This is a genomic window from Mixta theicola (genome assembly GCF_002895925.1).
GTDB classification, from domain to species: domain Bacteria; phylum Pseudomonadota; class Gammaproteobacteria; order Enterobacterales; family Enterobacteriaceae; genus Mixta; species Mixta theicola.
The window spans coordinates 30,513-50,099 of record NZ_NWUO01000006.1; the positions used below are offsets into that span (position 1 = coordinate 30,513).

Consider the following 19,587-nt stretch of genomic DNA (forward strand, 5'->3'; position numbering starts at 1 on the left):
AATTGCGGCATCAGAGAGGAAATTATCAGAGAGAGTAACGGCTCCTCTTATGTTCAATCCAGTTGCGCGCTAAGCTTCTGGATACCCGCACGTTTATTATTCCAGAAACCAGTATGAAAGCTTTTGGCACTGTGACGGTAAACTAATGAGCGTTAAATGGATAGTGCGTACCCTGGGTTTTATTATCCTGCTGCTGATGCTCAACCTTATCGTGCCGCAGTTTATTTCCGTTGACCTTCAATATCGTATGGCAGAGATACTCGGCGTGGCTGGCGCAGAGCAGGTGGGTAATAGACTGGTAAATATCTCCTTTATTATCTCGTTGGCTGTTGCCGCTTTTATTGTTGCGCTGGGCGTTATCGTAAGGCGCGGCAGGAAGCGTTAACCTTGCTGTAAAAAGCCGTCTGTATCCTTAACGCACGTACCTGCAATACCGCTCCAGTTACCCGAAGCGGTTGTGAGGTAACGTAGTGCCTGCCTCAGGATTACCCGTTACGCAGTTCGGCGTAGGGCACCATAACATGCTCCTGATAGGCCGGGCGCTGCGTTAAGCGCTGATAATATTTCTCCACAGCCGGTAAAGAAGGGCGTTCAATCTCCAGCGTGTAATAACGGTACAGCAGCGTGCCAAACATAATATCCGCGACCGTCAACCGATCGCCCACCAGATAATCGTGCTGCGCCAGGCGATCGTCGGCAATCTTCAACAGCTTCGTCAGGCTATCCAGCGCGGCGGCAATCGCCTGATTATCGCGATCCTGCGGCGCGACCATAAATACCGGCCAGAACACCGGGCGGATAAAACCCACGTAAACGCTCGATTTCGCCCACTCCGCCCAGATATCAATCGTCGCTCGCGCCAGCGCGTCCTGCGGCCAGAAAGCATCATCACCATAGCGGCTGGCGAGGTAGCGGACAATGGCGGCGGATTCAAACAGCGGCTGGCTGTTATCATCGCGCAGCACCGGCACCAGGCCGTTAGGGTTCATCGCCAAAAATTCTGGCGTATGGTTACCGCCATATTTATGGCCAATATCGATGCGCTGGTAAGGCAGCCCCAGCTCACCGATACACCACATGACAATCTGTACATTTGATGAAGTTTTACGTCCCCAAACCTTAAGCATTGCTTACTCTCCTGAGCGATGGCGGAAAGTACAGCATAATCGCCGCTTTTAACGCGGCATAGCATTAAGCGGAATAATTGCGCCGCGATGCTGGATCACCGTACTGGCGGTCAGGTGTCCGCGCTGCGCCGCTTCCTGCGCGCTGCCGCCGCACAGCCGCACCGCCAGATAGCCCGCGCTAAAGGAGTCGCCAGCCGCGGTGGTATCAATAATCTTTTCTTTCTCCAGCCGGATGGCCGGCACCTCCAGCAGCGGCTCATCGTTCAGCGCTACCAGACAAGCCTCTGCGCCGCGCTTGATCACAATTTCGCTAACGCCAGCGGCGCGGGTGCGGGCAATGACCTGCGCGATCGGTGCCTCTCCCCACAGCGCGGTTTCATCATCCAGCGTCAGGAAAGCCATATCGGTGCAGTTGAGCATAGCCTGATAAGCCTGCCGGGCGGCTTCGCGGCTTGACCAAAGGCGCGGACGATAGTTGTTGTCAAAGATGACTTTGCCGCCGTTGGCGCGACAGGCAGAGAGCAGCGTCATCAGCCGCTGCCGATCCTCCGCCGACAGGATCGCCAGGCTAATGCCGCTGAGATAGAGATAATCAAACTGCGCCAGCTGCTGGCAAATCGCCTCCGCCTGCGGACTTTGCAGCCAGAAGCGCGCGGCGGCTTCATTACGCCAGTAGCTAAAGGTGCGCTCACCGTGAGCGTCGGTTTCAATAACGTACAGGCCGGGCAGTCGGTTATCCAGGCGCTGCACCAGCTGAGTCTGCACCCCTTCCTGCTGCCAGGCGGCAAGCATTTCGCTGCTAAAGCTATCGTTGCCCAGCGCGGTAACGTACTCCACCGCCAGCTGGTTCGCCTGCGTTTGGCGTGCAATATAGACGGCGGTGTTCAGCGTATCGCCGCCAAAGCCTCGCTTCAGCGCCTCTCCCTGCGATGAAAGTTCGATCATACACTCGCCGATTACCGCTATTTTTTTCCCTGTCATCATAGTCCCCCGGTTAAAAGGTCTTAGTCTCCACCGGGCGCGACGGTGAGTCAATATTTTAAAACAGCGTTTTAATTTAACTTAAGTGATTAATTTGCTGAGATAAGCGGCGATAAAGCGGTAAATCACCGTGTTATTGTCACGATTGAAAAGGTTAACCGCTGATAAAGTAGCTGACCTCAACGCAGCGTTAGCCGTGATAACTTTGCCGGCACGTCGCGATTGACTGAGGAACAGAGCCTGACAACCCGGATTAAAATCATGATGAATAAATTTAGTCATCGGCTTCCTTCCTCAATTGTCACGCAACAACATCAGGAACAGCGGCACTACTGGCTGGGATGCCAGCGTTTTTACACCTTTCAACCGATTTATCAGGTTACGGGCCGCCTGATGGCAATTGAGCTACTGACCGCGGTGTCGCATCCGTCCGCGCCGGGTCAGAAACTGTCGCCGGAATGCTATTTTGCTGCACTGGATATTTCCCAACGTTTATATGTCATTCAGGAACAGCTTGAGCTGTTAAGCCGCTGGGAACATTTTTTTGCTGATTCGGAGTGCGTCGCGTCGGTCAACATCGACGGACCGACGCTACTGGCGATTCAGCATCATGCGCCGCTGCGCGCGCTGATTGCCCGGCTAAGCTGGGTGCGCTTTGAGCTGGTCGAGCATCATGTCCTGCCGCAGGCAGAAATGGTGGCGCAGATGCCGGAGCTGGGCGCGCTGTGGCTGGATGACTTCGGCTCCGGGATGGCGAACTTCTCCGCCCTGACGGAGTTAAACTACGACTACATCAAGCTGGCGCGCGAGCTGTTTATCCTGCTGCGTAACAGCGAAGAAGGCCGCAGCCTGTTTACCACGCTGCTGGCGCTGATTAATCGCTACTGCAAAGGCGTGATTGTCGAAGGCGTGGAAAGCGCCGAAGAATGGGAGCAGGTGCGTAATTCGCCCGCTTTCGCCGCGCAGGGCTATTTCTTTGCGCGTCCGCAGCCTTTTGATGCACTGGTTAACCTGCCGTTTCAGCTTCCAGGATGCTGATTTCCTTCATCTCTACTATCTTTAGCAGATAGATTGCAGGTAAGGAGACAGAAATGTCACGTGCAGGAAAAATTACCCTTTGGGTCATTGGGATTTTTTGTTTGCTGGTTGTGGTGATAGTGGTTGTAATCGCAACCTTTAACTGGAATCGCCTGAAGCCAACTATCAACCAGAAGGTCTCAACGGAGCTGAACCGACCTTTCGCGATTCGCGGCGACCTTGGCGTTAACTGGGCGCGCAACCGCGAAGAGCCCGGCTGGCGTCGTTGGGTGCCCTGGCCGCAGATTCATGCGGAAGATATTGTGCTGGGCAATCCGCCTGATATTCCTGAAGTGACGATGGTGCATTTACAGCGCGCCGACGCCACTCTTTCCCCGCTGGCGCTGCTGCATAAAGAGATCTTTATTCCGTGGATCAAGCTGCAGCAGCCGGACGCCAGGCTGATTCAGACCGCAAATAAAAAGAACAACTGGACCTTTAATCTCGCCAACAGCGACCAGCCGCAAAGCGCGCAACAGCCTTCCACCTGGTCTTTCCGGCTGGATAATATCCAGTTTGACCGGGCGTATATTGCCTATCGCGATGCGATTAATAAAGCCAGGGTAAAAATAGAAGTGGACCCGCTGGGCAAGCCGGTGCCGTATGCTCAGGTTGCTGGCGGCGATGATAAGCAGAAGGGCGCGGCGGATTTCATATTTGGCTGGCGCGCCAGCGGTACTTATAACGATCAGCAGCTGGATGGCAGCGGCAAGCTGGGCGGTATGCTTTCGTTGCGCAGCAAAAACACGCCTTTCCCGGTGCAGGCCGATGTGCGTAACGGTACGACGCGCGTCGGGATTACCGGCAGTCTGCAGGACCCGCTGAACCTGGGCGGCCTGGATCTGCGCGTGCGTTTCTCCGGCGATACGCTGGCTAACCTTTACGATCTGACCGGCGTATTACTGCCGGATACGCCGCCATATGAAACCGACGGCCATCTGGAAGTGAAATTCCACGAAAAAGGCGATGCCGTTTACCATTATGAGCATTTTAATGGTCATATCGGCGACAGTGATATTCACGGCTCCCTGACCTATACGCAGGGCAAGCCGCGACCGAAGCTGAGCGGCGAAGTGGTTTCGCAGCAGCTGCGCATGGCAGATTTAGGGCCGCTGATCGGCGTGGATTCCGGTAAGGGTAGCGATAAGAGCAAGCGCGCGGAGGAAAAACGTGGCGAAACCAGCAGCCAGCCCGCCGATCGCGTCCTGCCTCACGATCGTTTTGAAACTAAGAACTGGGACGTCATGGATGCCGACGTGAAGTTTAGCGGCAAGCGCATTGAGCACAGCTCTTCACTGCCGCTAAGCGATCTTTATACCCATCTGGAACTGAAGGATGGCGATCTGCTGCTGGACCCGCTGCGCTTTGGCGTCGCGGGCGGCAATATCAACTCGACTATTCGTCTGGAAGGCAGCAGGTCGCCAATGCGTGGCCGCGCCGACCTGCATGCCCGTCGGCTGCAGCTGCGCCAGCTTTTCCCTGACGTAGAGACGATGCGCAGCAGCATGGGCCAGCTGAACGGCGATGCGAAGCTAAGCGGCACCGGCAATTCCGTGGCGGATTTGCTGGCTACCAGCAACGGCGATATGAAGCTGCTGATGAACGATGGCGTGATCAGTCGTAGCCTGATGGAGATTGTTGGTCTGAACGTGGGCAACTATATAGTCGGCAAGCTCTTTGGTGATGACGAAGTTCGCATCAACTGTGCGGCGGCCAATCTGGAGGTGCATAACGGTATCGCATCGTCGCGGCTGTTTATTTTCGATACCACCAACGCGGTGGTTAAACTTTCCGGTAACGTTAACTTCGGCAATGAGCGCATGGATCTCTCTATTAACCCGGAAAGTAAAGGCGTGCGCATTGTTACCCTGCGTTCACCGCTTTACGTGCGCGGCACCTTTAAAAATCCGGATGCGGGCGTGAAGACGGGGCCGCTGTTGGCCCGCGGCGCGGCGGCTGTGGCGTTGGGCACGGTGCTGACCCCGGCGGCGGCGCTGCTGGCGCTGATTTCGCCCAGCGATAATGAAGACAATCAGTGCGTTAATGTTCTGCAGCAGATGAAAAGCCAGAAATAACGCGCCGCACCGGCTGAAGGTGGATGTGAGCCGATAAAAACCCGTAATCCGGCGTGATTACGGGTTTTTTATATTGTCCGGCCAGTACATTTCCGCTGCCCCTTACCGTTGATAAATTAACCGCTTCTAAGGTTGCATAATTATCGATGGCGTTTCGCGTCGGCAGCAAATCATCAATAGTGGCGATTTCATTCTGGTAGTACGACCATGAAAAAATTAGTTTTACTTCTTGTCCTGTTACCTGCGTCTTTAAATGCCATTGCGCATCTGACGCCCGGCTATCTGACAAAAGAAATTAAAAGCCAGGGCGCCAGAGCGGTGATTTCTGAGCTGTATGCTAATGAAGAAGAAGGGTGGCAGTATGTTACGACTCAGATTAGTAAAGGGGAAAATAGCTGGCTTGACGTTGCGTCGCAGCTTGCCCCAGGTACGGATGCCGCTTCAGCTGAAACATTAAGCTCAGCGGTAGCTCTGGCAATACCTCATAATCCTGCCGGCGTTATCAATATTCTTACTGAAAAATATCAACCGCTGAGCCGTCGCCAGGTTTGTAGTTTGCCGTTTTATCAACTGACAGAAGCGCAATTTAACCAGTACGTTTTGGATGCCATCCGTACCCTTTACAAAATACCCGACGGAAAAACCTGCTTAGCTATCATGACAGATACGATCGGCCAGTCAGCGGCGTTTAACGTGGATAATTAAGCCTGCGGCGCTCTGTCTAATGCGAGGACGGGTACATAAAAAAGGCGTCACAAAGACGCCTTTTATTGCCCGCTTCAGACCGCCTTCTTTGGCGGCGGTCTTTTAGAACCGCGATGCGATCACGCTTCGTACAGCGTTTGATGACGCGTCTCTTTACAGGCAATCAGCGCAAACAGCGTGAGCAGCGCCATCGCCGCCAGATACAGGCCGACGGCAAACAGGCCGTAATTCGCGTTAAGCCAGGCGGCGATATAAGGAGCCACCGACGCGCCGAGAATCGACGACAGATTGTAGGAAAACGACGCGCCGGTATAACGTACTTCCGTCGGGAACAGCTCTGGCAGCAGCGCACCCATCGGGCCGAAGGTCAGCCCCATAATGCTCAGGCCGAGCAGCAGAAACACCATCATCATCGACTGGCTGCCGGACGCCATCAGCGACGGGAACAGCAGCGCAAAAGCCAGAAGCCCCAGCGTAATCACGATCATGGTTTTACGGCGGCCAAAGCGGTCAGCCAGCAGGCCGGCAATCGGCACCATCACGCCGAAGCCAATTACCGCCACCATCAGCATCCACAGCAGGCTATTACGCGAGAAGCCGAGACCGGCAGGCACCGGCGCGGTGCCGTAGCTCATTGAATAGACGGTCATAATGTAAAACAGCGTGTAGGTCGCCAGCATAATAAAGGTGCCGAGGATCGTCGCGCCCAGATGCTTGCTCAGCAGCGTACCGATCGGGATGCGCACCTGCTTTTTCTCCTTTTGCACTTTAGCGAACACCGGGCTTTCATGCAGCGAAACGCGCACGTAAAGGCCGATAATCACCAGCACCGCCGAAAGCACGAACGGCACGCGCCAGCCCCAGTTCATAAACTGTTCGTCGGTTAACAGCCAGGAGAGCAGCAGGAAAGTGCCGTTCGCGAAGAAAAAGCCAATCGGCGCGCCAAGCTGCGGAAAAGAGCCATAAAGCGCGCGCTTCTTCGCCGGCGCGTTTTCCGTCGCCAGCAGCGCAGCGCCGCCCCATTCACCGCCCAGACCCAGACCCTGACCGAAGCGCGCCAGCGCCAGCAGCAGCGGCGCAAACACGCCAATCGTGGCATAGCTGGGCAGCAGACCAATCACTACCGTAGAGACTCCCATCGTAAGCAGCGAAGCGACCAGCGTCGCCTTACGACCGATGCGATCGCCGAAATGACCAAATAGCGCCGAGCCGATAGGCCGTGCGACAAAGGCGATGGCGAAGGTGGCCAGCGACTGTAGCGTGGCGACGGTCGCGTCACCCTGCGGGAAGAAAATATGCGGAAAAACAATCACCGCGGCGGTGGCATAAATATAGAAATCGAAGAATTCGATAGCGGTTCCCACCAGCGACGCAATAACCACTTTACTGCGCGAGTTAACCTGGGCGTTGTCGTTTTCAGTATCGAGTGTTGGAGTGATGGATGCTTGCATAATTGTTTCTTATTTGTAAACCGTGTCCAGGAATCTTACGCACTGCTACAGGCGCGTTCAATGGTGAATAGCCGCTTCGCGGCTGGCTTCAGCGGGTGAAAAGTGAATAATTTTTAACAATAAAGCTTTATCGGCGGATGGCAGGGTGAACGGCCATTTTTCTGGCGGGAATCACTGCAAAACGGGGAAATAAAAGTGAGGGGTTAGTTATTCATGCTGTCCGCTGGCGAAATAGTGCGCATGACGCGGCATTTTCCTCTGATCCGCCGCGTCGCGCATGGGCTATTTTTTGCGGGGCCGCTCCAGCTGCGGGTCGTCTTTATAGTTGGCGGTGGCAATCCAGGCGGCGCAAAACAGCGTCAGTCGCGCAAAGAAGTAGAAGAACGCCATCAGCCCCAGCACCGAGCCAAAGGCCGCGCCGGAGGGCGAGGCGGCCAGCTTCGGCAGCGTCATAGTCATAATAAATTTAATGATCTCAAAGCCGATCGCCGCCAGCAGCGTCCCGCGCAGCAGCGCTTTCTTATGCGGGCGATGGCGCGGCAGGATCCAGAAAATCCACAGAAACAGCAAATAGTTGGCAAAAATAGAAATCGATAGCGCAATCAGCGTCATTACCGGGCGCAGCCATTCGATACTTTCCAGCCCCAGCGCCCGTACAATCGCATCCTGCGCGGATCCGGCGATGGAGGTCAGCGACAGCGTAATAATCAGCGCCAGCACCAGACCGATCAGTGAAATAAGATCGCGGGTATATTTGAAATAGATTTTTTCCTTGTCCAGCTTGCCGCGCTCAAAGACATCGCGCGACTGGGCCCGAATCGCCTCGCGCAGGTTGCCCATCCAGCTGAGACCCGAATAGAGCGCCACCAGCAGGCCTGTGATGCCGACCGTAGTACGCTGCTGAACGGCGGTTTGTACGGTGTTTTTTAACGTGCTGGCTAAGGTCGGATCGCTGATGCTGTTAACAATACGCTCGATGAGCTCGTTCAGCAGCGTCGGATGCGACGCCAGCACAAAGCCCACCGCCGCAAAAGAGACCATCAGAATCGGTATCAGCGATAAAAACGAGAAATAGGTAATCGCCGCGCCAAACTGGCTGCCCAGGCGGTCAGTAAAGCGTTCTCCGGCGCGAATAAAATGCGCGACTGCCGGAATCGCCTGGAACCAACTGACGAAGCGTGAAACGCGAGTAATCGAACGATCAACTTTGGCGTTGCCCGTTTTGATGTTAATCAGTGGCTTTTCTTTTTCCTGTTCAGCAGGAGGCTGGAGGTTTTTGTCCGTCATCAACCGGAATCATCCTTTTGTTTAGGGCCTTAGCTTGTCATTATAGCCGCGCTGTTACGCAACGTAGCCTTTCAGCAGCTGGGTTAGCCATTCCATAAACACTCTTACCCGCTGGGCCAGATTACGGCGGTGCGGCCAAAGCAGCGACAGCGGCATGGCGCGGGCATGGAATCCGGGCAGCACCTCCACCAGCTGCTGATTTTCCAGCAGCGGCTGAATGCCGTAGCGCGGCGCCTGAATAATACCCAGCCCGGCAAGGCAGGCGTGACGATAAGCCTGCGTTGAGTTAACCGTCAGCGCGCCGCCGGTTTGGATAAAATGGCTGCGCTGACCGTCATAATATTCAAAGCCAGCGGGCGCGCCGCCAAACTGCTGGCTGTAATGCACCATCGCATGTTGCGAAAGCTCCTCCAGCCGCAGCGGCATGCCAAAACGCATCAGATAGCCGGGGCTGGCGCAGTTCGCCATTTGCAGCAGGCCCAGCGTACGGCTCATCAGGCCGCAATCCTGGAGCGGGCCCACGCGCACCACGCAGTCGAAGCCTTCCCGCATTACATCGACCTGCCGATCGCTGCTGCTGAGTTCCAGCTCCAGGCCGGGATAGTGCTGTAGAAACTGCGGCAGTTGAGGGATAACCATATCGGTTGCCAACGCGATCGGCATATCCACCCGCAGACGACCGCTCAGCGTGGCCGGTTCGTTCTGGAACAGAACATCCATTTCATCCAGCGTCGCCAGCACATCGCGGCAGCGTTCGTAATACGCCAGCCCGTCCTGGGTAAGCTGCACGCGCCGGGTAGTTCGATGCAGCAGGCGCGTGCCTAACCGACCTTCCAGCGCCTGCACCTGACGTGACAGGCTGCCTTTCGGCTGTCCGAGACAGGCCGCCGCACGGGTGAAACTTTCCATCTCCGCGACCGTGACAAACACCTTCATTGCGTGAATTTTATCCATTTATGCACCGTTTGTTGTCAAAAGAGAAACAGTGGGGCGTTATCAGCATAGGTTATCGCGCGCTTTGTTTTCAACGTGCTGGCTTTTTAAGCAACAAAAGGCAGGCAAAGCATCATGAACGATAAAATGATATTAATAACCGGCGGCAGCGGGGATGGAGGGCGTAACAGGGCGCGGCAACCGGCAGGAAAGGGCGTTGGGGTGGACTTTACCCGGAAGCTGGAGGCGGAAAAAAGTGGCAAGGCTCTGCGCCCTGAATGGGCGCGCCGGGAGATCTGGCGGCCCGCTTATGCAGGCCGCAGAGGGTTTAAACCGTCAGGGTGCCGTCAATAAGGGTGACGGCCTGGCCGCCGATCCAGATGTCATCATCCTGGAACTGAACGGAAATCAGGCCTTTACGTTGAATAACGGTGCCCTGACGCGCCAGGTAATCATGCGGCCTGCCCTGCGCCGCCAGATAACGCGCCAGGCAGGCGTTGGCGCTGCCGGTAATGGGATCTTCCGTCAACGCGCCCTGTTCCACCAGCAGCCCGCGCACCTCATACTGTACCTCGCCGTCGCTGGCCGGGCCAAACGGCATCAGGCCAGTCACCCTGGCATCTTTCAGCAGCTGCGCCAGGCGCGGTACGTCGGGAGTAATATCCAGCACCGCCTGCGCTGAGGCCATCGGCACCAGCAGCCAGCGAATGCCCATATCAACAATCGTCACCGCCTGCTGCATATCAAAAGCTTCGCTGTTAAGGGCGGCGGCGATGCCGGGATGTTCCCAGCCGGTCAGCGTCGCTTCCGGCGCGGCAAAGGCTAAATCCCCGTTGGCAGCTATCTTAATCGGCACCAGTCCCACGCCGCACTCCTGCACGATACGGCCCGGCGTTTTAACCTGATGGCCCGCCTCCAGCAGCGCGTGAGCCGTACCCAGCGTGGGATGACCGGCAAACGGCAGTTCGCCTTCAATCGTAAAAATGCGCACCCGATAGTCGGCCGCGGGATGCTGAGGCGGCAGCACAAAGGTGGTTTCGGAAAGGTTAGTCCAGCGGGCGATAGCCTGCATTTGCGCATCGCTCAGCTCGCTGGCAGCAAGGATCACCGCCAGCGGATTACCACAAAAAGCCGTATTGCTGAAAACATCAACCTGCTTAAAAGGAAGTTTGTTTGCCATAATCATCCCAACGTTGATCCGGAAAACTGATTACTAGCCTGTTTACGTTGCTAACGTCAATGGCGGCAACTATGAATAAGAGTAACCGTATAAAATTTCAGGGCTGAATCGATGCTGACAATTTTAGGGCGCGCCTCCTCCATTAACGTGCGTAAAGTGCTCTGGCTGTGTGATGAGCTCTCCCTGCCGTACCAGCGGGAGGAGTGGGGGGAAGGATTTAAATCGACTCATGACGCACGTTTCCTGGCGCTGAACCCTAACGCGATGGTGCCGGTAATTAAAGATGAAGACTTTGTGCTGTGGGAGTCGAATACCATCATTCGCTACCTGGCGAACGCTTACCAGGGCGAGTGGATCTATCCCGTCGCCCCGCGTGCGCGTGCGCAGGTCGATCGCTGGATTGACTGGCAGGCCACCGAGCTTAATACCGCCTGGCGCTACGCGTTTATGGCGCTGGTGCGTCAGTCGCCCGCCCATCAAAACGAACGGCTGCTGGCCGCCGCCTGTAAAGGCTGGACGTATACCATGGGGATCCTGAATCAGCAGCTGCAAAAAACCGGAGGCTATATCGCAGGCGTTAGCTTCAGCCTGGCGGATATTCCCATCGGTCTGTCGGTTAATCGCTGGTATGAAACGCCGCTTGAGCATGCGAACTATCCCGCTATCCGCGCCTATTATGAGCGGCTTACCGCCAGAGCAGGCTACGTAAAATGGGGACGCAACGGCACCCCTTGACAGCCTTACGCCACTGCCCCGGCGGGCAGCTTGCTTATTGCACACGCCAGTGCGCCCGCGCGGCTGATGGCGTAGCGATAGCGATCGTCAAACGGATAGCAGCAGGAGAGCCGCACCGCATGGTTAGCGCGATCGCTTAGCGTGTAAAGCGCGCCGGGCGTCAGGCAGATTTTTTCCTGCAGCAGCTGATGAAACAGCACCTCGGTATCAACGCTGTCCGGCAGCGTTATCCAGAAAACAAAGCCGCCCTGCGGCAGCGTGGCGCGGGTGCCAACCGGAAAATGCTGCGCAATTAACGCCCGCGCCTCATCCAGATTCGCCGCATAGCGACGGCGCAGCGATCGCAGATGGCGATCGTAGCCGCCGGTTGCCAGAAACTGCGCCAGCGTCTCGCACAGCAGCGCCGATTCCGCCATGGAAGAGAAGGCCTTTAGCCGGGCGATCGCTTTACTATAGCGGCCTGCCGCTATCCAGCCGATACGAAAATCCGGCGCCACCGTTTTGGTAAAGCTGGTGCAGTAAATAACCCAGCCGTCGCGATCGAACGCTTTTACCGTCGGCAGCTGCGGCTCGCGGAACTGCAGCTCATCGTATAAGCCATCCTCAATCAGCGGAACCTGCCAGCGGTTCATCAGCGCCGCCAGCCGCTTTTTATTTTCCGGCGTCATGCTGCAACCTAACGGATTTTGCAGGCCCGGCATGGCGATCAGCGCCTGAATGCGTCCTTCCTGCAATACCATCTCCAGCGCATCCAGCGACAGGCCGGTTTGCGGATCGGTGGGAATTTCCAGCGTCTTCAGACCCAGGCTGGAGAGCAGCGGAAACAGGAAAAAATAGGTCGGCGTTTCCAGGCCGACGCAATCCCCCGGCCGCGTCGTGGCACGCAGCGCCAACTGTAGCGCCTCCATGCAGCCGTGCGTCAGCGTAATCGCTTCGGCCGTCAGTTTCATGCCCATATAGCTGGCGCGCCGCGTGATCTCTTTACGTAAGGGCTCGTTACCCGGCGGCAGCGCATAACGGCCGATAATCTGCGGATGGCGGCGCAGCAGCGAAGCGGTAATGCGCGCCAGCCTGGCCGTAGGATAGAAATCGCCGTCGCGCGGGCAGGCCAGGGAGATATTGATATAGTCGGGATGATTTTGCGCCGCGAACACCGTATCGATCAGATCCAGCTTAGCCTGCCCCGGCGTGCTGACGGTGGCCTGATAGCTCAAACTTTTTTCCGGCGCAGGCAGCATGCTGCGCACGTAATAACCGGACTGCGGACGCGATTCAATCAGCCCGCGATCTTCCAGCACGCGCCAGGCGCTCAGCACGGTGTTAATGCTTACCTGCTGCGCCATCGCTACGCGGCGAATAGCCGGTAAACGGCTGCCCGGCAGCCAGGTGCCGTCATGAATAGCGCTGGCGAAATTATCCGCCAGCTGCTGATAACGCCGATTTTCGCTAAGATCGATAGACACAGTTGCTCCCTGGCGGTATGGATACAATTTTATCAAAGGCAGTTTGTACTCATCACAATAGTCTTTTGCTGTCTCTGTTACCATCCTGTTACGCTGCATACCATAAAGCTTCTGTTCTTAAGCTGGAGCTTGTCATGATCGATCCCTCTTTTTTCAGCTATGTCACCGTTATGTCGATAACGCCTGGGCCTAACAATCTCTTGCTGGCGACCTCCGGCGTGAACTTTGGTTTGCGCCGCACGTTGCCAATGGTCGGCGGCTTTATACTGGGTTGTCTGGTGCAGCTGCTGCTGTTGGCCATGGCGCTCGATCTGCTGCTGGGCTGGATGGAGGCGATCCGCAAGCCGCTAACGCTGCTGGGCTGCGGCTGGATGCTGTGGTTGTCGTGGAAAATTTGGCGATCGGCGGCGCCGACGCTACAGGCTAAAGCGCGGCCGATGACCACGTTGGGCGGCGCGCTGTTTCAGGCGGTTAACCCAAAGGCCTGGCTGATGGTCAGCAATGTGGCGCTGCTCTATATCGCCGATAATGGCCTGGTCACCGTGCTGACAGGCTATGCGCTGTTGAATCTGCCCTGCATTTTACTCTGGGCCTTTCTTGGGGAGCGCCTGCGCGTTTTGCTGACGGTAGAGTGGAAGCGTCGCCTGTTTAATAGCGTGATGGCCGGTTCGCTGGCGCTGACGGCGCTGTGGATGCTGTATGAGGTGTGGCGCTAAGAAGGTAAAACGGCCTCGCGCAGGAGGCCGCCAGGGGAGTTATTCCGGCGCGTCGCTGCTGCCCTGCTGCGATGGCCACTTCCAGTTGCGCACCTCTGGCAAATCCTCGCCATACTCACGCACGTAGCGATGATGTTCGGCGATCTTCTCTGCCAGTTCGTCGAGGATGGCGTCCGCTTTGCCCGCCAGCGCCGGGATGCGCTGTATCGCTCCCTGCGCCAGGTGATAGCGGTCCAGCTCATTCATGACCGTCATATCAAACGGCGTGGTGGTGGTGCCTTCCTCCATAAAGCCGCGCACGTGGAAATTCCGATGGTTGTTGCGCAGATAGGTAAGCCGATGGATCAGGTTGGGATAGCCGTGAAAAGCGAATATCACCGGTTTATCGCCCGTAAATATCCGATCAAACTCGGCGTCTTCCATACCGTGCGGGTGCTGATCCTGGGTTTGCAGCGTCATCAGATCCACCACGTTGACCACGCGCACTTTCAGTTCCGGTAAATGGGTTTTAAGCAGATCGACGGCCGCCAGGGTTTCCATCGTTGGCACATCGCCGGCGCAGGCCATCACCACATCCGGCTCGTCGCCCGGCTGTTCGGTTCCTGCCCATGACCAAATCCCCAAGCCCGCTTCACAGTGCTTAATGGCCTGATCCATCGTCAGCCACTGCGGTTCCGGCTGTTTACCGGCCACGATAACGTTAATGCGGTCCCAGGTTTTCAAACAGTGATCGCCGGTCCACAGCAGCGTATTGGCATCGGGCGGCAGATAAATACGTACAATGTCGGCCTTTTTGTTGGCGACGTGATCGATAAAGCCGGGATCCTGATGGCTGTAGCCGTTATGGTCCTGCCGCCAGACGTGGGAAGAGAGCAGGTAGTTAAGCGAGGAAACCGGCTCGCGCCACGGCAGCTTACGCGTCACCTTCAGCCATTTCGCATGCTGGTTAAACATCGAATCGATGATATGGATAAAGGCCTCATAGCAGTTAAACAGGCCGTGACGTCCGGTCAGCAGATAGCCTTCCAGCCAGCCCTGACACTGATGCTCGCTCAGGATCTCCATAACCCGGCCATCGCGAGCCAGCTGCTCATCGTAAGGCTTCACCTCCTCCATCCAGGTGCGGCTGGTGACGTCAAACACGTCGCTCAGACGGTTGGAAGCGGTTTCGTCCGGGCCAAACAGGCGGAAGTTATCTTGATTACGCTGGAAAATAGCCCGCAAATATTGTCCCAGCACTTCGGTGGACTGCACCTGCTTTTCACCGGGCGTGGTGACATCCACGGCAAACTCATAAATATCAGGCGTATCCAGCTCGCGGCGTAACCGTCCGCCGTTGGCGTAAGGCGACGCGCCCATGCGCTTTTCGCCCTGCGGCGCCAGCGCGCGCAGCTCCGGCTTCAGCTTGCCCTGCTTATCAAACAGATCGTCCGGCTGATAGCTGCGCATCCACTGCTCAAGGATTTGGCGATGCTCGTCATTTTCACGGCAGGAAGAGACCGGCACCTGATGCGCGCGCCAGAAACCCTCGACTTTTTTGCCATCTACCGTTTTCGGGCCGGTCCAGCCTTTCGGGCTGCGCAGGATAATCATCGGCCAGCGCGGGATGGTTTCCGGCGTGTCGCCGTTGCGGGCGCGCCGCTGATAATCGCGGATTTTATCGAAGGCGTTGTCCAGCGCTTCGGCCATCTGCCGGTGCATTTTCTCCGGCTCGTGCCCGCAAACGAACAGCGGCTCATAGCCGTAGCCGCTGAACAGCTGATGCAAATCTTCATCGCTGCTGCGTCCAGTCAGCGTTGGGTTGGCGATCTTATACCCGTTGAGATGCAGGATCGGCAGCACCGCGCCGTCACGGGCGGCGTTAAGGAATTTAATGCCGTGCCAGCTGGAAGAGAGCGGACCGGTTTCCGCTTCGCCGTCGCCAATCACGCAGGCGGCAATCAGGTCGGGATAGTCGAAGACGGCGCCAAAGGCGTGCGACAGCGAATAGCCCAGTTCGCCGCCTTCATTAATCGATCCTGGGGTTTCCGGTGCGGCGTGGCTGGGAATGCCGCCGGGAAAGGAGAACTGTTTAAACAGCCGCTGCATACCGGTGGCGTCTTCGCTAATCTGTGGATAAATCTCGCTGTAGCTGCCTTCCAGCCAGGTATTCGCCACCATGCCCGGCCCGCCATGACCCGGCCCGCAGATATAGATCATATCCAGGTCGCGCTGGCGGATAATGCGGTTAAGGTGCGCATAGATAAAATTAAGGCCGGGCGTGGTGCCCCAATGGCCCAGCAGACGCGGTTTAATATGTTCCGGCCGTAGCGGCTCGCGCAGCAGGGGATTATTCATTAAATAGATCTGACCCACTGATAAATAGTTAGCGGCGCGCCAGTAGCGATCGAGCAGTTTGAATTCTTCGGCGGTATCTGGTGCATTCGTCATGCTGTTCCTCCGGTGACGATAATCACAATTTTGGGCAGGGGGCGCTTTACCCGGATGAAATGAAACTCAATACTCTTTAACCCTAATAGAAGAAAACTTAATCAGCCAAAAAACCGGCTTTTTTGGACGTGCTGGCAAGGAGCTATGCTGTGTTTACCTCTGATTCTCACCTGTGGCTGACCGCGCTGGTGGTCACGGTCACCATCCTGCTGTGGGCCAGCGCGCGCCTGCCGGAATTTATTACCGCCCTGCTGTTTTTCGCCGCCGCGATGATATTGCATATTGCGCCAGCGGCCAGCGTATTTGGCGGCTTCGCCTCATCCGCCTTCTGGCTGGTACTCAGCGGCTTTATCCTGGGCGTGGCGATCCGCAAAGTGGGGCTGGCCGATCGGCTGGCGCACGCGCTGGCGCCGCGCTTAAGCGCCAGCTGGCCGCGCATGGTGGCCGGAACGATCATCATCAGCTATCTGCTGGCGTTTGTTATGCCATCCAATATGGGCCGCATCGCGCTGTTGATGCCGGTGATCGGGGCGCTGGCTAAGCAGTCCGGGATAAAAGAGGGCAGCCGCGGCTGGGTTGGCCTGGCGCTGGCGGTGGGATTTGGCACCTTTCAGCTTTCCGCCAGTATTTTGCCGGCTAACGTGCCGAACCTGGTGATGAGCGGGGCGGCGGAAACCGCTTATCACCTGCGCCTGGGCTATATGCCGTGGCTGTTTTTACAGGCGCCGGTGGTTGGGCTGCTGAAAGGGGTATTATTAACGCTGTGCATCTGCTGGCTGTTTCCGGCGCGACCCAATGCGGTTGCGCACGGCGCGCGGTTGCCTGCGCTCAGCCGGGAAGAGTGGCGGCTGATTATTCTGCTGCTGCTGACGCTGATGCTGTGGATGACCGACAGCCAGCACGGCATTTCACCCGCCTGGATCGGCCTGTGCGCCGCCTGCTTCTGTTTATTGCCGCGCGTGGGCTTTATCTCCAGCGAGGCGTTCGCCAGCGGGGTTAATTTCCGTACCTGTTTATATGTCGCGGCTATTCTGGGCGTGACGGCGGTAGTGGTCGATTCAGGTCTCGGCAATATTATCGCCCAGGGGCTGTTGCATATTACGCCGCTCGATCCCGCCACGCCCTTTGTTAATTTTGTCTCGCTGAGCGCCCTGACCAGCGCGCTGAATTTTGTGGTAACCGCTAACGGCGTTCCGGCGATGTTTACGCCGATGGCGCAGAGTTTCGCCACCGCCTCCGGTTTCCCGTTAGACAGCGTGGTGATGCTGCAGGTGCTGGCGTACGCGACGCCGCTGCTGCCGTATCAGGCTTCGCCGATTGTGCTGGCGATGGGGCTGGGCAAAGTGTCGGCGCGGGACGGACTCAGGCTGTGCCTGCTGGTGGCGCTGGCAAGCATCATTTTGCTGCTACCGCTTTATTACGGCTGGTTCCTGCTGCTGGGCTATTTATAAGGCTGCTGTCGCCGCTGGGCCGGGCAAGGTGGAATCATTCTGATGGACAAAAAAACGGGCGGCGTTGCTGCCGCCCGCTGATGCTGACGCGTTGCCGTCAGGCGCGCGCTTCGCGCTGACCTTTAACGTTAAGGCTTATTTGCCTGCTGCTGCGGCGGCGTGAGACGCTTCGTCGTTAGCGGCGGCTGGCGTCATCGGCAAGTAATCAAGTTGCAGAACGCGGCTGGTTTCTGCCAGCTCATGCTCGGTTGCGCTGATATTGCCGTTCAGCTTCTGGCCCCAGGAGGGGATAATCTCTTTCAGCTTCGCCTGCCATTTCGGCGTAGCGACTTTATCTTTAAACATTTTCTGCAGCAGGTTTAGCATAATCGGTGCCGCGGTAGACGCGCCCGGCGATGCGCCCAGCAGGGCGGAAACGCTGCCATCCTGAGAGGCGACCACTTCGGTGCCCAGACGCAGCACGCCGCCTTTTTCTGCATCTTTCTTGATGATCTGTACGCGCTGACCCGCCTGGATCAGGTGCCAGTCTTCTTTCTTCGCATTCGGACAATACTCTTTCAGCGCCGCGTAGCGATCGTCATCGCTCAGCAACAGCTGGCCTACCAGGTATTTCACCAGATTGAAGTTATCCAGACCGACATGCACCATCGGCATAAAGTTGCTGGTGGTGACGGAACCGAACATATCCCACAGGGAGCCGGTTTTCAGGAATTTGGTCGAGAAGGTCGCGAACGGGCCAAACAGCAGAACCTGTTTGCCATTCAGCATACGGGTATCCAGATGCGGTACGGACATCGGCGGCGCGCCAACCGAGGCTTTACCATACACTTTCGCCAGATGCTGCTGCACCACTTCCTGATTTTCAGTCACCAGGAAGGAGCCGCCCACCGGGAAACCGGCGTAGTTTTTCGCTTCAGGAATGCCGGTTTTCTGCAGCAGCGGCAGGGCCGCGCCGCCAGCGCCGATAAAGACATACTTCGCCTTAATCACCTTCACCGCGCCGTTATTTTTCAGATCGGCGATGGTAACGTTCCAGCTGCCGTCGTCGTTACGCTGAATATCACGCACTTCGTGGCTGGTCTGCAGGTTGAATTTTGGGCTTTTCGCCAGCGAAGCTATCAGCTGACGCGTAATTTCGCCGAAGTTGATGTCAGTACCGATATTGTTGCGCGTAGCCGCCACTTTCTGCTGCGGATCGCGGCCTTTCATGAGCAGCGGCACCCATTTAGCAATCTGCGCGTGGTCTTCTGAATATTCCATGCCGCGGAACAGCGTGCTTTTCTGCAGCGCGTCATAGCGTTTACGCAGGAAATTAACGTTATCGTCGCCCCAGACAAAGCTCATATGCGGGGTGGTATTGATAAAACTGCGCGGGTCGTGCAGAACGCCTTTCTGTACCTGAAAGGCCCAGAACTGACGAGAAATCTGGAAGGATTCGTTAATATCGACTGCTTTGCTGATGTCGAGAGAACCATCTTCTTTCTCTGGCGTATAGTTCATTTCCGCCAGCGCGGAGTGGCCGGTACCGGCGTTGTTCCAGCCGTTCGAGCTCTCTTCCGCGACCTTATCCAGACGCTCTACCATTTCGATAGACCAGTCCGGTTCCAGCTCCTGAAGGTAAGCGCCCAGGGTGGCGCTCATAATTCCCCCGCCGATGAGCAATACATCGACGTCCTTTTTATCTTCTGTTACTGCATGCTTATTTAGGCCGAAAGCATTCATACACAGCGCCAGAAGTGATGCTGTTTTACGCATGAGGCGACATCTCCGTCTGTTGATCGCTCAACAGATATTTGCAGGTGAAAGAGTTCAGCTTCTGGTGGCGGATTTCTCTTTCCATACTAAAAAAGCGAATGTAATAACCTCATAAACAGTGGAGGTTAACCGCACGTTATAAGTGTGCTAAGGAATATAACATTCTCGCAATGAAATAGAATGTTTTGTTTAAACTTTAAAAGTTGTTTTAGTTTTAACCA

General features: G+C 56.5%; 17 protein-coding genes. 7 read left to right on the top strand and 10 right to left on the bottom strand.

Going from position 1 to position 19,587, the window contains the following annotated elements; all coding sequences use genetic code 11:
* The first annotated feature begins 145 nt into the window (after positions 1-145).
* Positions 146-385, top strand: a complete 240-nt coding sequence (locus tag COO59_RS09490) for a hypothetical protein (protein WP_103059563.1) — start codon at positions 146-148, stop codon at positions 383-385.
* Positions 386-485: 100 nt separating this feature from the next.
* Here COO59_RS09490 and COO59_RS09495 read toward each other — a convergent pair whose 3' ends face one another.
* From COO59_RS09495 to COO59_RS20930, 3 genes are all read right to left on the bottom strand, one after another.
* Complete coding sequence (locus COO59_RS09495; protein WP_103059564.1) at positions 486-1,127, bottom strand: glutathione S-transferase family protein; 642 nt, start codon at positions 1,125-1,127, stop codon at positions 486-488.
* Between the two features lie 48 nt (positions 1,128-1,175).
* Positions 1,176-2,108: a 2-dehydro-3-deoxygluconokinase gene (gene kdgK, locus COO59_RS09500; protein WP_103059565.1), complete on the bottom strand. Its 933-nt coding sequence runs from the start codon at positions 2,106-2,108 to the stop codon at positions 1,176-1,178.
* Positions 2,109-2,189: 81 nt separating this feature from the next.
* On the bottom strand, positions 2,190-2,390 hold the full coding sequence (locus COO59_RS20930; protein ID WP_165786506.1) for a hypothetical protein: 201 nt from the start codon (positions 2,388-2,390) through the stop codon (positions 2,190-2,192).
* On the opposite strand from COO59_RS20930, the gene pdeH reads away from it, so the two are divergent.
* The 3 genes from pdeH (at position 2,367) to COO59_RS09520 (ending at position 5,965) form a co-directional block, all read left to right on the top strand.
* Positions 2,367-3,146: a cyclic-guanylate-specific phosphodiesterase gene (gene pdeH, locus COO59_RS09505; RefSeq protein ID WP_103059772.1), complete on the top strand. Its 780-nt coding sequence runs from the start codon at positions 2,367-2,369 to the stop codon at positions 3,144-3,146. The two genes, COO59_RS20930 and pdeH, sit on opposite strands and share 24 nt — an antisense overlap.
* Positions 3,147-3,199: 53 nt before the next feature.
* Entirely contained in the window at positions 3,200-5,260 is a 2,061-nt protein-coding gene (locus COO59_RS09510) for an AsmA family protein (RefSeq protein WP_103059566.1), read from the top strand.
* Between the two features lie 207 nt (positions 5,261-5,467).
* The gene (locus COO59_RS09520) at positions 5,468-5,965 is read left to right on the top strand and encodes a hypothetical protein (protein ID WP_103059567.1); all 498 of its coding nucleotides are present in this window, start codon (positions 5,468-5,470) and stop codon (positions 5,963-5,965) included.
* 119 nt (positions 5,966-6,084) lie between these two features.
* Here the strand turns inward: COO59_RS09520 and COO59_RS09525 are convergent, their stop codons facing one another.
* The 4 genes from COO59_RS09525 to COO59_RS09545 form a co-directional block, all read right to left on the bottom strand.
* Complete coding sequence (locus COO59_RS09525) at positions 6,085-7,416, bottom strand: MFS transporter (protein WP_103059568.1); 1,332 nt, start codon at positions 7,414-7,416, stop codon at positions 6,085-6,087.
* A 282-nt stretch (positions 7,417-7,698) separates the two neighbouring features.
* Positions 7,699-8,703 carry an inner membrane protein YhjD gene (gene yhjD, locus COO59_RS09530; RefSeq protein WP_103059569.1) on the bottom strand — a complete coding sequence of 335 codons (1,005 nt, stop codon included), beginning with the start codon at positions 8,701-8,703 and terminating at the stop codon, positions 7,699-7,701.
* A gap of 54 nt (positions 8,704-8,757) precedes the next feature.
* Entirely contained in the window at positions 8,758-9,657 is a 900-nt protein-coding gene (locus COO59_RS09535; RefSeq protein WP_103059570.1) for a LysR family transcriptional regulator, read from the bottom strand.
* 307 nt (positions 9,658-9,964) lie between these two features.
* On the bottom strand, positions 9,965-10,816 hold the full coding sequence (locus tag COO59_RS09545) for a PhzF family phenazine biosynthesis protein (RefSeq protein WP_409371598.1): 852 nt from the start codon (positions 10,814-10,816) through the stop codon (positions 9,965-9,967).
* Between the two features lie 111 nt (positions 10,817-10,927).
* Here COO59_RS09545 and COO59_RS09550 point away from each other — a divergent pair, with 111 nt between their 5' ends.
* Positions 10,928-11,551 (top strand): glutathione S-transferase family protein, encoded by a 624-nt coding sequence (locus tag COO59_RS09550; protein WP_103059573.1) that lies wholly within the window; start codon positions 10,928-10,930, stop codon positions 11,549-11,551.
* Between the two features lie 5 nt (positions 11,552-11,556).
* Here the strand turns inward: COO59_RS09550 and COO59_RS09555 are convergent, their stop codons facing one another.
* Positions 11,557-13,014, bottom strand: a complete 1,458-nt coding sequence (locus tag COO59_RS09555) for an aminotransferase-like domain-containing protein (RefSeq protein WP_240614116.1) — start codon at positions 13,012-13,014, stop codon at positions 11,557-11,559.
* A 134-nt stretch (positions 13,015-13,148) separates the two neighbouring features.
* On the opposite strand from COO59_RS09555, the gene COO59_RS09560 reads away from it, so the two are divergent.
* Entirely contained in the window at positions 13,149-13,730 is a 582-nt protein-coding gene (locus tag COO59_RS09560; RefSeq protein WP_103059574.1) for a LysE family translocator, read from the top strand.
* A gap of 39 nt (positions 13,731-13,769) precedes the next feature.
* On the opposite strand, the gene COO59_RS09565 is transcribed toward COO59_RS09560, so the two are convergent.
* Entirely contained in the window at positions 13,770-16,160 is a 2,391-nt protein-coding gene (locus tag COO59_RS09565; RefSeq protein ID WP_103059575.1) for a phosphoketolase family protein, read from the bottom strand.
* Between the two features lie 149 nt (positions 16,161-16,309).
* On the opposite strand from COO59_RS09565, the gene COO59_RS09570 reads away from it, so the two are divergent.
* Positions 16,310-17,611, top strand: a complete 1,302-nt coding sequence (locus tag COO59_RS09570) for an SLC13 family permease (protein ID WP_205960861.1) — start codon at positions 16,310-16,312, stop codon at positions 17,609-17,611.
* Positions 17,612-17,746: 135 nt separating this feature from the next.
* Here COO59_RS09570 and mqo read toward each other — a convergent pair whose 3' ends face one another.
* Positions 17,747-19,366 (bottom strand): malate dehydrogenase (quinone), encoded by a 1,620-nt coding sequence (mqo, locus tag COO59_RS09575; protein ID WP_103059576.1) that lies wholly within the window; start codon positions 19,364-19,366, stop codon positions 17,747-17,749.
* Positions 19,367-19,587: the final 221 nt, after the last annotated feature.

Coding starts and splice junctions, on each gene's coding strand:
- yhjD (WP_103059569.1), bottom strand. CDS start 8,703: ATGACGGACAAAAACCTCCAGCCTCCTGCTGAACAGGAAAAAGAAAAG.
- COO59_RS09490 (WP_103059563.1), top strand. CDS start 146: ATGAGCGTTAAATGGATAGTGCGTACCCTGGGTTTTATTATCCTGCTG.
- COO59_RS09535 (WP_103059570.1), bottom strand. CDS start 9,657: ATGGATAAAATTCACGCAATGAAGGTGTTTGTCACGGTCGCGGAGATG.
- COO59_RS09525 (WP_103059568.1), bottom strand. CDS start 7,416: ATGCAAGCATCCATCACTCCAACACTCGATACTGAAAACGACAACGCC.
- COO59_RS09545 (WP_409371598.1), bottom strand. CDS start 10,816: ATGGCAAACAAACTTCCTTTTAAGCAGGTTGATGTTTTCAGCAATACG.
- COO59_RS09565 (WP_103059575.1), bottom strand. CDS start 16,160: ATGACGAATGCACCAGATACCGCCGAAGAATTCAAACTGCTCGATCGC.
- COO59_RS09520 (WP_103059567.1), top strand. CDS start 5,468: ATGAAAAAATTAGTTTTACTTCTTGTCCTGTTACCTGCGTCTTTAAAT.
- COO59_RS09550 (WP_103059573.1), top strand. CDS start 10,928: ATGCTGACAATTTTAGGGCGCGCCTCCTCCATTAACGTGCGTAAAGTG.
- mqo (WP_103059576.1), bottom strand. CDS start 19,366: ATGCGTAAAACAGCATCACTTCTGGCGCTGTGTATGAATGCTTTCGGC.
- COO59_RS09495 (WP_103059564.1), bottom strand. CDS start 1,127: ATGCTTAAGGTTTGGGGACGTAAAACTTCATCAAATGTACAGATTGTC.
- COO59_RS09510 (WP_103059566.1), top strand. CDS start 3,200: ATGTCACGTGCAGGAAAAATTACCCTTTGGGTCATTGGGATTTTTTGT.
- COO59_RS09560 (WP_103059574.1), top strand. CDS start 13,149: ATGATCGATCCCTCTTTTTTCAGCTATGTCACCGTTATGTCGATAACG.
- kdgK (WP_103059565.1), bottom strand. CDS start 2,108: ATGACAGGGAAAAAAATAGCGGTAATCGGCGAGTGTATGATCGAACTT.
- COO59_RS20930 (WP_165786506.1), bottom strand. CDS start 2,390: ATGACTAAATTTATTCATCATGATTTTAATCCGGGTTGTCAGGCTCTG.